This is a genomic window from Streptomyces sp. NPDC048484 (assembly GCF_040651415.1).
GTDB lineage: Bacteria > Actinomycetota > Actinomycetes > Streptomycetales > Streptomycetaceae > Streptomyces.
The window spans coordinates 104,493-119,220 of record NZ_JBEZJY010000024.1 but is presented as its reverse complement, the minus strand read 5'-3'; the positions used below and the strand labels follow the sequence as shown (position 1 = coordinate 119,220).

General features: G+C 71.3%; 11 protein-coding genes. 8 read left to right on the top strand and 3 right to left on the bottom strand.

Annotated features, from left to right (window positions below; genetic code table 11):
• Positions 1 to 20 precede the first annotated feature (20 nt).
• Both AB0D14_RS24605 and AB0D14_RS24600 read right to left on the bottom strand, forming a co-directional pair.
• Positions 21 to 638: a hypothetical protein gene (locus AB0D14_RS24605; protein WP_362782590.1), complete on the bottom strand. Its 618-nt coding sequence runs from the start codon at positions 636 to 638 to the stop codon at positions 21 to 23.
• Positions 639 to 858: 220 nt separating this feature from the next.
• Positions 859 to 1,137, bottom strand: a complete 279-nt coding sequence (locus tag AB0D14_RS24600; protein ID WP_362782587.1) for a hypothetical protein — start codon at positions 1,135 to 1,137, stop codon at positions 859 to 861.
• A 6-nt stretch (positions 1,138 to 1,143) separates the two neighbouring features.
• Here AB0D14_RS24600 and AB0D14_RS24595 point away from each other — a divergent pair, with 6 nt between their 5' ends.
• The 8 genes from AB0D14_RS24595 (at position 1,144) to AB0D14_RS24560 (ending at position 14,334) form a co-directional block, all read left to right on the top strand.
• Complete coding sequence (locus tag AB0D14_RS24595) at positions 1,144 to 3,303, top strand: RecQ family ATP-dependent DNA helicase (RefSeq protein ID WP_362782584.1); 2,160 nt, start codon at positions 1,144 to 1,146, stop codon at positions 3,301 to 3,303.
• 441 nt (positions 3,304 to 3,744) lie between these two features.
• Complete coding sequence (locus tag AB0D14_RS24590) at positions 3,745 to 5,211, top strand: DUF4192 domain-containing protein (RefSeq protein WP_362782581.1); 1,467 nt, start codon at positions 3,745 to 3,747, stop codon at positions 5,209 to 5,211.
• A gap of 397 nt (positions 5,212 to 5,608) precedes the next feature.
• Positions 5,609 to 7,555, top strand: coding sequence for a glycogen debranching N-terminal domain-containing protein (locus tag AB0D14_RS24585; RefSeq protein WP_362782696.1), 1,947 nt, complete (start codon positions 5,609 to 5,611; stop codon positions 7,553 to 7,555).
• 127 nt (positions 7,556 to 7,682) lie between these two features.
• Positions 7,683 to 8,441, top strand: coding sequence for an NUDIX hydrolase (locus AB0D14_RS24580; RefSeq protein ID WP_362782580.1), 759 nt, complete (start codon positions 7,683 to 7,685; stop codon positions 8,439 to 8,441).
• A 184-nt stretch (positions 8,442 to 8,625) separates the two neighbouring features.
• Positions 8,626 to 10,389, top strand: a complete 1,764-nt coding sequence (locus tag AB0D14_RS24575; protein WP_362782577.1) for an ABC transporter ATP-binding protein — start codon at positions 8,626 to 8,628, stop codon at positions 10,387 to 10,389.
• 162 nt (positions 10,390 to 10,551) lie between these two features.
• Positions 10,552 to 11,439 (top strand): FadR/GntR family transcriptional regulator, encoded by an 888-nt coding sequence (locus AB0D14_RS24570; RefSeq protein ID WP_362782575.1) that lies wholly within the window; start codon positions 10,552 to 10,554, stop codon positions 11,437 to 11,439.
• 405 nt (positions 11,440 to 11,844) lie between these two features.
• A complete protein-coding gene (locus AB0D14_RS24565; protein WP_362782573.1) occupies positions 11,845 to 13,383 on the top strand; it encodes an RNA polymerase sigma factor in 1,539 nt (512 codons plus the stop codon).
• Between the two features lie 135 nt (positions 13,384 to 13,518).
• A complete protein-coding gene (locus AB0D14_RS24560) occupies positions 13,519 to 14,334 on the top strand; it encodes a serine protease (RefSeq protein WP_362782570.1) in 816 nt (271 codons plus the stop codon).
• A 115-nt stretch (positions 14,335 to 14,449) separates the two neighbouring features.
• On the opposite strand, the gene AB0D14_RS24555 is transcribed toward AB0D14_RS24560, so the two are convergent.
• Positions 14,450 to 14,680: a hypothetical protein gene (locus tag AB0D14_RS24555; protein ID WP_362782568.1), complete on the bottom strand. Its 231-nt coding sequence runs from the start codon at positions 14,678 to 14,680 to the stop codon at positions 14,450 to 14,452.
• Between the last annotated feature and the right edge of the window lie 48 nt (positions 14,681 to 14,728).

The window sequence follows — 14,728 nt, the reverse complement described above, 5'->3', positions numbered from 1 at the left end:
GGCCGATTGTGGTGGTCGGCTCAGCGGGCGGCCGCGCGGCGCAGTACCTCCGAGGCGGCGCCACCGGTGCGCGGCTGGACGGTCTCGGCCGCCGCGAACGACTCCAGTGACTCCGGCGGTGACTCCGCGTTGGGGCGGCGCCCTCCGCGTCCCTCGCCGAGCACCTGCCAGCCGTCACGTGTCAGCGTGATGTATGCCCCGCAGCGCAGTCCGTGCAGCGTGCAGGCATCCCGCAGCCCCCACATCCACGCGCCGTCCTCCTCGGTCCAACGCGCGTCGCCGTCACGGCAGTAGAGCAGCACGGCCGTACGCACCGGTGTGCGGCGCCGCAGGTCGTGCGGGATCACCCGGCGCAGCTGCGCGAGCAGCGCGTTGCGGAACATCCAGCCGTCCGCCGGAGCCGCCCGCCGAGTGAAGGACGCGCTCGCGTTCAACCGTTCGTCGGGATCGAGCACTGCCACGATCGCGGTCGTGGGGCCGGGCCGATGCCGGGAGTGCAGTCCGCTGACGACTTCCCGGGGATTGCGCAGGAGCGGAATCCCCGCAGCGGTCCATTCGGCGGGCTCGAGCATCCGGGCCAGTGGGTTGGCGGGCGTCGACATCGATGCCGCCGAGGACGCAGCGAATCCGAAGGTCACGGTCCTCCCTTCGGCTACGCGCCCACACTGCGGGCGAGGGTCGGACGGGGAGCGCGCCGCAGTACAGCCCGAACGGGCGGCCTCGGGAGGCCACGCGGGGCGCGAGTCCAATTCTTCCTGTCGAATCTGGTTGCGGCAACGAGCAATTGGGGCCACTGACCGTTATCTGACGATCAGCCGTCTATATCCCTGACCGATACCCATCATCGCACCGTAAGAATCACCCTCGCACAGCGAGGACCAGCGGCAACACCTCCTGTGTACCGGCCCGCAACCCCTCCTGCGCACCGGTCTGCAAAGCCTCTCGTGTGCCGACCCGCCGGAGGGCGCGCGCGGCCACCGTGGGCGCCCGGCCGATGACGGTCGTGCCGTCCACGAGCAGAACGGGACCTTCGGCCTGGGTGAGCGCCGCGGGCCGGGGCGGGCGGCTGGTGGAAAGGGGCGTTCGCGCTTCGTCGCGGCGGGGGATTGGGCCGTTGTCGGTGCTGTGGGGTTGCATGGGGGCATGAGTAACCAGGAGCTGCGTACCGAGGCCGACGCCATCCTCGCCGAGCTGGTCGGTGATCCGGGCGGTTCGGCGCGGCTGCGGGAGGACCAGTGGCACGCGGTGGCGGCCCTGGTCGAGGAGCGTCGGCGTGCACTGGTGGTGCAGCGCACGGGCTGGGGCAAGTCTGCCGTGTACTTCGTGGCCACCGCCCTGCTGCGTCGGCGTGGGGCGGGCCCCACAGTGATCATCTCGCCGCTGCTGGCGCTGATGCGCAACCAGGTCGAGTCGGCGGCGCGGGCCGGCATCCAGGCGCGCACGATCAACTCGGCCAACCCGGAGGAGTGGGACACCATCTACGGGGAGGTCGAGCGCGGTGAGACCGATGTTCTCCTCGTAAGTCCGGAACGCCTTAATTCGGTGGATTTCCGCGACCAGGTTCTGCCCAAACTCGCGGCCACGACAGGCCTGCTGGTGGTCGACGAGGCGCACTGCATCTCCGACTGGGGTCACGACTTCCGCCCCGACTACCGCCGGTTGCGCACGATGTTGGCGGAGTTGCCGGCCGGTGTGCCGGTGCTGGCCACGACGGCGACCGCGAACGAGCGGGTGACCGCTGATGTGGCCGAGCAGTTGGGGACAGGGGGTGGAGGTGCCCTGGTTCTGCGGGGGCCGCTGGACCGGGAGAGCCTGCGGCTGGGTGTGCTGGAGTTGCCGAATGCCGCGCATCGCCTGGCGTGGCTCGGGGAGCGGCTGGGGGATCTGCCGGGTTCCGGGATCATCTACACGCTGACGGTGGCGACGGCGGAGGAGGTCGCGGCGTTCCTGCGGCAGCGGGGGTACCCGGTGGCTTCCTACACGGGCAAGACGGAGAACGCCGACCGGTTGCAGGCCGAGGAGGATCTGCTGGCGAACCGGGTGAAGGCCCTGGTGGCGACCTCGGCACTGGGGATGGGTTTCGACAAGCCGGACCTGGGTTTCGTGGTGCACCTGGGATCGCCGTCGTCCCCGATCGCGTACTACCAGCAGGTGGGCCGTGCGGGACGTGGTGTTGACCATGCGGATGTGCTGCTGCTGCCGGGGCGGGAGGACGAGGCGATCTGGGCGTACTTCGCGTCGGTGGGTTTCCCGCCCGAGGAGCAGGTGCGGCGCACGCTGGCGGTACTGGAGGAGGCCGGTCGTCCGTTGTCGCTGCCGGCGCTGGAGCCGTTGGTGGATCTTCGGCGTTCGCGGCTGGAGACGATGCTGAAGGTCCTGGACGTGGACGGCGCGGTCAAGCGGGTGAAGGGGGGCTGGACCGCCACGGGCGTGCCCTGGACGTACGACACCGAGCGCTACGCCTGGGTCGCCGAGCAGCGGACCACCGAGCAGCAGGCGATGCGCGACTATGTGGCGACCACGGCGTGCCGGATGGAGTTCTTGCAGCGGCAGTTGGACGACGAGAAGGCGGTCCCGTGCGGTCGCTGTGACAACTGTGCCGGGCCCTGGCTCGACCCCGCCATCTCGCCCGGGGCCCTCGCGGCAGCGACAGGCGAACTGGACCGCCCGGGGGTCGAGGTCGAACCGCGCCGCATGTGGCCCTCGGGCATGCCCGCGGTCGGGGTCGACCTCAAAGGCCGTATCCCCGTGGGACAGCAGGCGGCCACCGGGCGTGCGCTCGGACGGCTCTCGGACATCGGCTGGGGCAACCGGCTGCGTCCGCTCCTGTCGGAGCAGGCCGTTGACGGGCAGATCCCGGACGACGTGCTCGCGGCCGTCGTGACGGTGGTGGCCGACTGGGCCCGCTCGCCGGGCGGCTGGGCCGGCGGCTCCCCCGACGCGATGGCACGGCCGGTGGGAATCGTCGCCATGCCGTCCCGCACCCGCCCGCAGCTGGTGACCTCACTCGCGGACGGCCTGGCCCGGGTCGGCAGGCTCCCGTTCCTGGGCAGCCTGGCCTACACCGAGGAGGCCGGCGAGTACGCGGCACACCGCAGCAACTCCGCTCAGCGGCTGCGCGCCCTGGCTGCCTCGTTCGCCGTGCCCGATGAACTGGCGTCCGCCCTGGCCGGCGCCCCCGGCCCGGTCCTGCTCGTCGACGACTACACCGACTCCGGCTGGACTCTGGCCGTAGGCGCACGCCTGCTGCGCCGGACCGGAGCCGACCAGGTACTCCCACTCACCCTCGCTCTGGCCGGGTAGGCGACTCCCGGCGCCCTCACTGTGGACAACTCCTGACGTGGTCATGGTCGTGGTTATCCACAGGGCGAAGCGGCATTCCGGGATTCGCGGGATCGTCACGGCATGACGAACCACAGCGAACCGGCCGGGAACCTCGGCGACGGTGACATCAGCGGATGCGAAGAGATCGGCAGGCAGGGCGGGGAGGGCGGGCAAGCCGCAGAGGATGGGCAAGCCGCAAAGGGCGGGCTGAGCCGGTCCGGGGAAGCGGACGGGTACCAGCGGGACTCTCACGGCGGAGGTGGCGAAGCAAGCGTCGGGTCAGGCCCGGGGCATTCCGGGCCTGACGTGGTGAGCGGCGAGGTCGACTCGTGGGGCAGGGGCGGCACCTCGAAGCGAGGCGGACCGGCCGTGGGCCGCGGTGAGTGCGGGAAAGGCCGTGACGGTGCGGGCTCTGCCGGCTTGGCACATGGCGCGACGGACACCCCGTGTCCCGAGCGCCAGGTCACCCTCCGCACCCCGGCCGAACTGGCCGATGCCCTGCCGTACTTGCTCGGGTACCGGCCCGAGGACAGCATCGTGCTCGTCGCTCTCCACGACAAGGACGGGCGTGGCCGTTTCGGCGGACGGGCCCGACTCGGCATCCCGAGCCACGCGGACGACTGGCCTTCCGTGGCGCAACAGCTGACGCACGGTCTGGTGAAGGGCAGCGAACGCAGGGGCGCGCTGCCCGAGAGCATGGTCGCCTTCCTCTGCCAGGACCCCAGGCAAGGAGAATCGGGCCAGGCTGTCATGGAACGTCTGCGCCCGCTCGCGCAACTGCTGCGCACGGCCTGCGGAGTACTCGACGTCCCGGTGATCGAGGCCATGTGCATCTCGGACGGCCGCTTCTGGTCGTACTGCTGCCCCAGCGAGCACTGCTGCCCGCCGGACGGTACGTCCATGGGGCTGCCCGGTACCTCTGTGCTGGCCGCCGCTGCCACCTACGCCGGGCTTCAGGTGCGGGGCAGTCTGCGGGAGCTGCGGGCGAGGCTCACCCCGTGGGAGACCGAAGCGGCGTCGGAGCAGGAGTCCGCCCTCGACGCGGTGAGCATGGCGCTGATTCCTCGAATTCTGGACGACGAAAGTCGCGCAGGTGTGGCGGCCCAGACCCTGGAGCTGGCTCACCAGGTCATGCGCAGGTTCGCCGACGTCACCCCTGCGGCCCGTGGAACGGGCACGCTTCCGGCGGATCTCCGGGACGACGAACTGCTGCGTCACGATGAGGCAGCCACGCTGATCCTCGGCCTGCAGGACCGCACGACACGGGACCGGGCCGCGGAGTGGATGGAGGACGACGAGGCCGGACCGGCCCTGCGCCTCTGGCGCGCCCTGGCCCGCCGTTGCGTGGGATCGTACGGGGAGCACGCCGCGGCTCCGCTCACGCTGGCCGGATGGGTCGCCTGGTCCTCCGGCGACGAACTGGAAGCTCGCGAAGCCCTGGCCATGGCGCTCGGGGCGGATTCCGGATACCTCTTCGCCCGCCTGCTCCACCAGGCGTGCAACGAGGGCCTGGACCCGGAGTCGATCCGCCGCTGCCTCCGTGGGGAGCGGGCGGATCGCGTGGAGGGGGATGCGGTTGCGTCGTCGGTGTCGTCGGCGTCATCGGTCGACGCCGACGGACGCCCCGGGTGTGCTCCGGCGAAGTCGCCCGGGGGACCTACCCGCCGCCGACGCGGGTCGCGGGCCACGGAGAGCGCGGCCGACCGGCCCGGCTCCCGGTCGGCGGGCGCCGGGGGTACGCGCCGACCCCGGTCCACGCCTTCCGGTTCCGGGGCTCCCACAGCGGAAGGACCGGGCCGGGCCGGTGACGGCGCGAGGGGTGCGAGGGGTGCGACTCGGTCTCGCCGGGGCGCAGGGCGGCCCGGCACACCGAAGGGCGACACCTGAGGGAGGGGCGGTCGGGTGTGGACGGGGGCTGTCGGGTTCGTTCGACGGGACCCCGCGAACCGGGGCGTGACTCGGGCGAGGCCCTCCCCGTTCACCTGAGTGGTGCAGCTTCCCGCTGTGCCGTGCCGTCGCATCGGCTTCCCTGCCGGAGCCTCACGCGTCGCCGAGTCCGCCACATCGCCGAGCGCCCACACATCACCGAGCCCGCCACTTTCGCCGAGCATCCACTCAGCCAACGGAGCACGGAAGAAGCCGCCCCATGTCTCTGCCCGTCCCGGCCTCCATGCCGCCCGTTCCGAACAGCGACCCGCCTGCCTTTCGCAGGTCCGCACAGCCCTCCATAGGCCGCGGCGCCGCGCCGGCCCCGCCGACGGCGTCGGGCGGGCCGCGCGGCTCGATGAACCTGCCGACCGCGCACACCGCACTGATCTGTGTCGCCCTGCCGGGGCTCGCGATCTCCACGGAACAGGGTCAGTTGACCGGTCACGGGTTGGAGGGTTTCTACCGATCGGGCCGGCGCATGCTCTCCCGATGCCGCCTGCGGGTGGCGGGGCGGGAGCCACTCGCAGTCCAGGCCCGGATGATCGCGGCCGATCAGGCACGGTTCGTGGCGACCCTGAGCCTGACCGCCGACGGTGGACCCGACCCGGATGTCCTGGTCGAACGGACGCGGTACGCGGACGGCACGGAGCGGATCACCCTGCGCAGCGCGGCACACCGTCCTCTGCGTCTCCCCGTAGAGGTGGCACTCGGCACGGACCTGGCAGAACTGGGCGCGGTCGCCGCGGGGAGGTCAGGCCCCGACCTGCCGGCCAGTGTGTATGACTCCGGCATGCGGTGGTCGTCGGCCGCCGGGCACTCCGTCGTCACGGCCGACCCGCCTCCTTCGGACGCGCTGGCCTCTGCCGGACTGCTGCGCTGGGAGTTCGAACTGCCGCCCGGCGGCACCCGAAGCGTGGAGCTGAGGGTGGGTCCGGCCGGGGCGGGGCCCATTCGAGCTGTCGCGCGCGGCGCCACGAGCCCGCTCGCGCCGGCACGGGCCACGGGTGACGATTCACGGGTTGAGACGCTTCTGCGCACGAGCATCGAGGACCTTCGGGCGCTGCTCCTGCGTGATCCCGTACAGCCGTCCGACACACATCTGGCGGCCGGGGCACCCTGGCGCTGCGGCATGGCACCGGCCGAGGCCCTCGCGGCAGCGCGCATGACCCTGCCGCTGGGCACGCGTCTCGCCGCCGGCACCCTGCGGACCCTCGCCCGCACCCAACTCGTGGGAGCGGGGCCACGATCCGGCCTGATTCCAGGCCCGCGACGGCAAGCCGGCGCCCAACTGCCACCGAGCTGTACGGGCCAGGAAGCGACCTTGCTGTTCCCCGTGGTCCTTGCGGAGGCCCGGCGCTGGGGGCTCTCCGAGCCGGAGACCGAAGAGCTGCTGCCGGCGGCCGAGCGTTGCCTCCAGTGGCTGCGAACCGCTGCAGGCGACGATATGTATCTGTCGGACCCGAACCCGGGCGGCCCATGGCGCTGTGAGACCCAGGCGCACGCTCACCGGGCCGCTCTGCTGGGCGCCGACCTCCTCGACGCGTACGGCAGGGGAGGCGGTGCCGAGCTGCGGGGGTGGGCGGGGGAGATGAGAACCGCGTTCCAGGAGGACTTCTGGATCGAGGACAGGGGCGGCGGCAGACCGGCCGCGGCCCGCCTGCCGGGGAAGCGGCTTGTGCCGCACCTCGGCGCCGGCAGCGTCCATCTGCTCGACACCGGACTGCTCGGCGCCGGCGCACCGGCCCCGGGCCTGCTCGACAAGGTGCAGACGGAACAACTCGCGAGACTGCTCGGCGGGCCCGCCATGGACTCGGGCTGGGGGCTGCGCAGCCTCGGTGCGAAGGAGATCGGCTACAACCCGTTCGGGCATCGGAGCGGGGCCGTGCGCGTGCACGAGACGGCTCTCGCCGTGGCGGGGCTGGCCGCCGCGGGCTACGAGAAGGAGGCGAGTTCACTCCTGCTGGGGGTGCTGTCGGCCGCCGAGGCCTTCGGTCACCGGCTGCCCGAGATGTACGCGGGGGAACGGCGAGCGGAAGGTGGTGCCCCGGCACCGCATCCCACGGCCTGCAGACCGGCGGCCACAGCAGCGGCCGCCGGTGTCCTCCTGCTCACCACCCTCGCCGGAATCCGCCCCGACGCCCCGGCTCGCACTGTGACACTGCGTCCGGTCCGTGGGGCTCCCCTGGGGGAGATCGAGCTGACCGGCCTTCGCGTCGCGGGCGCCGCCTTCTCCGTACGCGTCAGCAGGCTCGGCCTCGCCGTGGTGGAGGAGGCCGCCGACGGGCTGCAGCTGGGAGCGTGAGGGCGCGCCGAGGGTGAGGCGGGGGTCTGCGGAGGTTGTGGTCGGCCTGTTCGAGCCCTGTGGGCCGGCCAGGTAAGCGACCGGCGAAGGGAGTGTTTATCGTCAGGCAGACGACTATGATCGCCGCATGCCCTACGACCCGTCAGCTTTCGCGCCGTTCGCCGTCACCGTTGACCTGGTCGTGCTGACCGTGCGTCGTCACGCCCTGTGCGCGCTGGCGGTACGGAGGGGTGAGCCGCCCTTTCAGTCGCGGTGGGCGCTTCCCGGCGGTTTCGTGCGGCCGGACGAGGACCTGTCACAGGCCGCGGCACGCGAGCTGATGGAGGAGACCGGGCTGTGCGCCCACGACCCGGACGCTCCCGCACAGGCGAACGGGGCGCATCTGGAACAGCTCGGGACCTACGGTGACCCCAAGCGCGACCCGCGGATGAGGGTCGTCAGCGTCGCCCATCTCGCCCTCGCGCCCGACCTGCCCGCGCCCAGGGCGGGCGGAGACGCCCACAGCGCACGGTGGGCTCCCGTCGAGGACCTGCTCCAGCAGGGCGGCTACGGCCGTGACGGAGAACAGGCCGCGCCGCTCGCCTTCGACCACGCCCAGATCCTCGCGGACGGTGTGGAGCGCGCCCGTTCCAAGATCGAGTACTCGTCGCTGGCCACCGCCTTCTGCCCGCCCGAGTTCACGGTCGGCGAACTGCGCCGGGTGTACGAGGCGGTGTGGGGAGTGGCGCTCGACCCGCGCAACTTCCACCGCAAGGTGACCGGCACGCCGGGCTTCCTCGTCCCCACGGGCGGGACGACGACCCGGCAGGGCGGCCGCCCCGCGCAGCTCTTCCGTGCGGGTGGCGCCACACTGCTCAACCCGCCGATGCTCCGCCCCGAAGTCTGACGCCGCCCGCCGCCCGCCGCCCGCCGCCCGCCGCCCGCCGCCCGCCGCCCGCCGCCCGGAGGCCGGCCAGTAGGGGAGTTCCGGGGCGGCAGGTCCGGCCAAGTGGCCGGAGCGGCATGGAGCATGCTCCCGAGCATGTCTGAGATGCCCGTAAAACGGTACATGTCGCGCTATCTTGCTTCGGGTGATCCAGGCCATCGGACTGACCAGCAACACCCGCAAGGAGCTTCCCTCCGCTGTCGACGACGTCTCCTTCGAGGCGCCCGCAGGCCATGTCACGGCGCTTCTGGGAGCCCCGGGCGCGGGCAAGTCGACCACGCTCAGGCTCATGCTCGAACTGCAACAGGGCCGCGGAGTCACCTACTTCAGAGGCCGCCCGCTGCACCGCATCTCCCACCCCTCGCGTGAGGTGGGTGTCCTCCTCGGTGAGGTGCCCGGCCATCCGGCGCGTACGGTCCGAGGTCAGCTCCGCATGCTGTGCGCCGCGGCGGGCGTACCCGCAGGGCGCGCCGACGACGTCCTGGAAGTGGTGGGCCTCGTCAGTCTGCGCGACGAACGTCTGGGCACCCTCTCACGCGGCATGGACCGTCGTCTGGGCCTGGCCTGTGCCCTGCTGCCCGACCCGCACACCCTGGTCCTCGACGGTGTCGCCGACGGACTCTCCGTTCGCGAAAGCCGCTGGCTGCACGGGGTTCTGCGCGCCCATGCCGGTGCGGGCGGCACCGTACTGTTCGCCACGGACGACCCGAAGGAGGCCGCGCGGACCGCCGACCGGGTCGTCACGCTGGAAAAGGGCAGGCTCGTCGCCGACCAGGAGGTCGCAGACTTCTCGCGCACCCGGCTCCGGCCGCGCGTCGCCGTGCGCAGCCCGCATGCCACCCGGCTCGGCGCTCTGCTGACCAAGGAGGCCCGCGCCGGCCGGCACTCCGTGGAAGTCGTGCAGGAGGACGGCAACCGCCTCTCCGTGTACGGCAGCACCTGTGCCGATGTCGGCGAGGCCGCCTACCGGCATGGCATCCTCGTACACCAACTCGCGGACGAGGTCGGCGATATGGGACCCGCGCCCGTGCGGGGGCCCGCAAAGGGCCCTGGCGAGGCCGAGGCGCCCGCACGGACCGCGGAGGCGCCGGGCGCCCACGAGTTGTCCCCACTGCCGCCGCCCATCGCCGTCCGCCCCGGCGCGGGCCCTTTGCGTCCGCTGCGCTACGAACTGCGCCGCGCGGCGGGGGTCGCTACGGGCTGGCTGACCGCGGTCGCCGTGCTCGTCGCCTCCGCCCTCATCTCCGTACTCCTGGCCAGGACGGGGCACACGCCGCAGCCACGTCTGCTCGCCGCGTGGCCGCGGGACTTTCCGCTGCCGCCGGCGGCACTCGGCGCGGGGCTGCTCGGCGCCTTCGCCTTCGGCGACGAGTTCCGGCACCCCGCCCTGGCGGCGGACCGCGGCACCGTCCCCCGCCGCCTGGGGCTGCTGGCCGCGAAAATCGTCGTCGCCGCAGTCACCGCGCTGACGCTGGCCCTCGCCGTGGTCGGCGTGAACGCCGGACTGCTCCACATCGTCTACGGACGGGAGCTGACCGGAGTCCCCCCGGACTGGATCTCGCTGAGCGCGAGTTGGATCGGTCTCGTGACCGGCTGTGCGTGGGCGGGTGTTCTGGCGGCGGGCATCTTCCGGTCCACGACCGCCGGACTCGCGGCGGTTCTCGCTGTGCCGATCCTCGTCGTGCCAGTCGTACAAAAGGTTCTGGAAGGGCCGTCGGTTCGGACGGCTGCCGGGCTTTCGACCCGGCTGCGTGAGCTCGTACTGGTGCAGTGGCCGTTCGGGGGTGAGCACTATCTGGCTGCTGCCGCAGGCGTGGTCGCCCAACCTGTCGGCGGCGCGCTGATGTTGTCACTCACGGCTCTGCTCTGCGCATATCTGCTCACAACCCTGCGGAGCAGGGTCCGATGACAGCCGTCTGTGCACGTGTGTTCCCCTCGTGCGCGCAACTCCGCACAGAACGCCCACTTCCTTCCGATAAGGCGTCAATTGCGACGGGGTGAGCGATCACCCTTTCGTGTGCTTTTCACCAAAGACCTCAAGGGAGTTGGAGGCGGCGCCGACAAATGATCCGTGACTACCCTTGCGCACGCCATGATGACCGCCGCCCGTTCCGCAGACTCCGGCCTCGCCGGTCCGGGCGAACTCGATCGTTACCCCTATGCGGAGACCTCCGGCGCAGATCGCGTCAGCACCTCGGTCTGGGACGCCACGGACCCGGAGCTGGGCCGCGTGGGCCGACGCACCGCCGGCAGTCGCGGCCGCGGCCTGCACGGTCAACTGGTTCAGCAACTGGGTCAGATGATCGTCTCCGGTGACCTGGGCGCCGACCGGCCGCTCGTGCCCGAGGAGATCGGCCAGCGATTCGAGGTCTCCCGCACCGTCGTCCGTGAGTCCCTCCGTGTCCTTGAGGCGAAGGGGCTGGTCAGCGCCCGCCCCAATGTCGGTACGCGCGTCCGTCCGGTCAGTGACTGGAACCTCCTGGACCCGGACATCATCGAGTGGCGCGCCTTCGGGCCGCAGCGCGACGATCAGCGGCGTGAGCTGAGCGAGCTGCGCTGGACGATCGAGCCGCTGGCCGCCCGCCTCGCCGCCGGACACGGTCGGCCGGAGGTCCAGCAGCGGCTCACCGACATGGTCGAGATCATGGGTCATGCGATGGGGCAGGGTGACGCGCTCACCTTCTCGCGGGCCGACGCGGAGTTCCACTCCCTGCTCATCCAGGTCGCAGGCAACCGCATGCTGGAGCATCTCTCCGGGATCGTGTCGGCCGCGCTCCAGGTCTCCGGTAACCCGGTCACGGGCTGCGACCGGCCGAACGAGGCCTCTCTCGCACACCATGCCCGCATCGCCGACGCCCTCGCGGCGGGCGACGCCTCGGGCGCCGAGGCGGCCATGCGGCAACTGCTCACCGTCCACCCCGAGGTGGAGCGCGTCGTGCCCGCGCCGCGCGAGCACTGACCGCGTACCGCAGGCGGCGCGGTCGGGAGAGGGCGCCCCGCGTGGCATCGCCGGGCCGGGGAGCGGTCTGCCGCCGGGCCCCACCGGATTCCGAAAGGATTCGGAGGGCCCGGCGGTGCGATGAGAGGCTGTAATGGTCGGCTGACCACCTATGACGGCATCCAGCTGCTTTTGGGCGCTTTCGAGTGTGACTCGGGCCACGTGGATTGGGCGTAACGCTCTTCGGGACAGCGCGATGACCTAAGAGGTGACAGCCGAGTAGGGAATACGGGCGCCGCTTCAGGCGCTGTGACTCTTCCCGGCCCTCGCCCGCGTCGTCGGCCCATTCCAAAGCCGGCGGTCGTCGGCTCCGGTCCGCAGTGGACGGGGCCGGAAGCCGTTTTCCAACGTTCCGAGAGGTTGTTCGTGTCGGCCAGCACATCCCGTACGCTCCCGCCGGAGATCGCCGAGTCCGTCTCTGTCATGGCGCTCATTGAGCGGGGAAAGGCTGAGGGGCAGATCGCCGGCGACGACGTGCGTCGGGCCTTCGAGGCTGACCAGATTCCGGCCACTCAGTGGAAGAACGTACTGCGCAGCCTCAACCAGATCCTCGAGGAAGAGGGTGTGACGCTGATGGTCAGTGCCGCGGAGCCCAAGCGCACCCGGAAGAGCGTCGCAGCGAAGAGTCCCGCCAAGCGCACCGCCACCAAGACCGTCGCGGCGAAGACGGCGACGGCCAAGAAGGCCACCGCCACCGCCACGCCGGTCATGCCTGACGCCGACGCTCCCGCCGAGGACGCGGCGGTCAAGAAGGCCGCGGCCAAGAAGACGACCGCCAAGAAGGCCGTCGCGAAGAAGGCCGTCGCCAAGAAGGCAGTGGCCAAGAAGACCGCCGGCAAGAAGGACGACGCCGAGCAGGTCGACGACGACGAGGCCGAGGAGACCCCGGGCACGGCGAAGGCCGGCGAGGGGACCACCGAGGACGGCGCGCAGGGCTTCGTCCTGTCCGACGAGGACGAGGACGACGCGCCCGCGCAGCAGGTCGCCGCCGCCGGTGCCACCGCCGACCCCGTCAAGGACTACCTCAAGCAGATCGGCAAGGTCCCGCTGCTCAACGCCGAGCAGGAGGTCGAGCTCGCCAAGCGCATCGAGGCCGGTCTGTTCGCCGAGGACAAGCTGGCCAACGCCGACAAGCTCGCGCCGAAGCTCAAGCGCGAGCTGGAGATCATCGCCGAGGACGGCCGCCGCGCCAAGAACCACCTCCTGGAGGCCAACCTCCGTCTGGTGGTCTCCCTGGCCAAGCGTTACACCGGCCGCGGCATGCTCTTCCTGGACCTCATCCAGGAGGGCAACCTCGGTCTGATCCGCGCGGTGGAGAAGTTCGACTACACCAAGGGCTACAAGTTCTCGACGTACGCCACGTGGTGGATCCGTCAGGCGATCACCCGCGCCATGGCCGACCAGGCCCGCACCATCCGTATCCCGGTGCACATGGTCGAGGTCATCAACAAGCTCGCGCGCGTGCAGCGCCAGATGCTTCAGGACCTGGGCCGCGAGCCCACCCCGGAGGAGCTGGCCAAGGAACTCGACATGACCCCCGAGAAGGTCATCGAGGTCCAGAAGTACGGTCGTGAGCCGATCTCCCTCCACACCCCGTTGGGTGAGGACGGCGACAGCGAGTTCGGTGACCTCATCGAGGACTCCGAGGCGGTCGTCCCGGCCGACGCGGTGAGCTTCACGCTCCTTCAGGAGCAGCTGCACTCGGTCCTGGACACCCTGTCCGAGCGCGAGGCGGGGGTCGTCTCGATGCGCTTCGGCCTCACCGACGGCCAGCCGAAGACGCTCGACGAGATCGGCAAGGTGTACGGCGTGACGCGTGAGCGTATCCGCCAGATCGAGTCCAAGACGATGTCGAAACTGCGTCACCCGTCGCGCTCGCAGGTCCTGCGCGACTACCTCGACTAGGTCTCGGGCGAAGTACGTCACTGAGGGCCCGTCTTCCCGTCAAGGGAGTCGGGCCCTCAGTCCGTGCGGAGTGCGGAGTGCCGCTATCTGGATCACTCTGGGTGTCTCATGACAACCCGCGAGTGAGGAGCACGCATGCGTCGTCCCTTCGCCCGAGCACTGGCCTTCGTGGCCGCGGTGGCCGTGATACCGCTGGTCTTCCCGGCCCCCGCGACGGCCGATGTCGTCATCGGCGGCTATCCGGTCGAGATCTCCGAGACTCCCTGGGCCGTGGCCCTGTCCAGCCGTGACCGGTTCGGGGGTACACGTGCGGGACAGTTCTGCGGGGGCGTGGTGACCGGGCGGTCCACGGTGTTGACCGCCGCCCACTGTCTGAACGAGGAAGTGCTGGGCGCGCCCCCTCGGCAGGTCCGGGATCTGAAGGTCGTCGCGGGCCGCGGGAACCTGGGGGCGGGCGGGGGCAGCGAGATCGCCGTACGCGACATCTGGATCAACCCCCGGTACGACGGCCACACGAACGCAGGCGACTTCGCCGTGCTCACCCTCGCGCGGCCGCTCGGCGCCGGCTCGGTCATTCGTGTGGCCGGCCCCGGAAGCGCCGTGTACGCGCCCGGTACGAAGGCTGTGGTCTACGGCTGGGGCGACACGACGGGGGGCGGCGACTTCGCGAGTGCTCTGCGAGCGGCACGCGTCCGTGTGCTGTCCGACGCCGTCTGCGGGAAGGCCTATCCCGGCAGCGCGGACGGAACGTATCTTGCCCGCTCCATGCTGTGCGCGGGGGCGGCGGACGGTGGCCGGGACGCCTGTCAGGGCGACAGCGGCGGGCCGCTGGTCGCTCAGGGGCGGCTGATCGGCCTCGTGTCGTGGGGGAGTGGCTGTGGGCGGGCAGGCAGCCCGGGGGTCTACACGCGCGCCTCAGGGGTCGTCACGGCGCTCAGAAGAGGCCGCTGAGATCCGTCCGACGGCTTCCGCGGACACGAGCACGAGCGGTCGCCCCTGAATGATCCAGGGGCGACCGCTCGGTCACCGGCCTGTGCCGGAGATGGCTCGTCGTCTGCGCGAAGTGTCAGTGCTCTTCGTCAGTGGCGCTTGCCGGGGCGGCCGTCAACCGCTCCGTCTCGTCCTGTATCTCAGCGGCGATCTTCTTGAGTTCCGGCTCGAACTTGCGCCCGTGGTGGGCACAGAAGAGCAGTTCACCACCGCTGAGGAGGACGACGCGCAGATATGCCTGGGCGCCGCAACGGTCGCAGCGGTCAGCGGCCGTCAGTGGGCTCGCGGGGGTCAGAACAGTAGTCACGTCGCCTCTTCTCTAGCTCGACGAGCTGTCGTACCAGGGTCAACATCC

What these genes read in the sequence shown, in the direction of transcription:
- AB0D14_RS24560 (WP_362782570.1), top strand. Translation starts at nt 13,519, where the DNA reads ATGCGTCGTCCCTTCGCCCGAGCACTGGCCTTCGTGGCCGCGGTGGCC.
- AB0D14_RS24600 (WP_362782587.1), bottom strand. Translation starts at nt 1,137, where the DNA reads ATGCAACCCCACAGCACCGACAACGGCCCAATCCCCCGCCGCGACGAA.
- AB0D14_RS24585 (WP_362782696.1), top strand. Translation starts at nt 5,609, where the DNA reads ATGAACCTGCCGACCGCGCACACCGCACTGATCTGTGTCGCCCTGCCG.
- AB0D14_RS24595 (WP_362782584.1), top strand. Translation starts at nt 1,144, where the DNA reads ATGAGTAACCAGGAGCTGCGTACCGAGGCCGACGCCATCCTCGCCGAG.
- AB0D14_RS24580 (WP_362782580.1), top strand. Translation starts at nt 7,683, where the DNA reads ATGCCCTACGACCCGTCAGCTTTCGCGCCGTTCGCCGTCACCGTTGAC.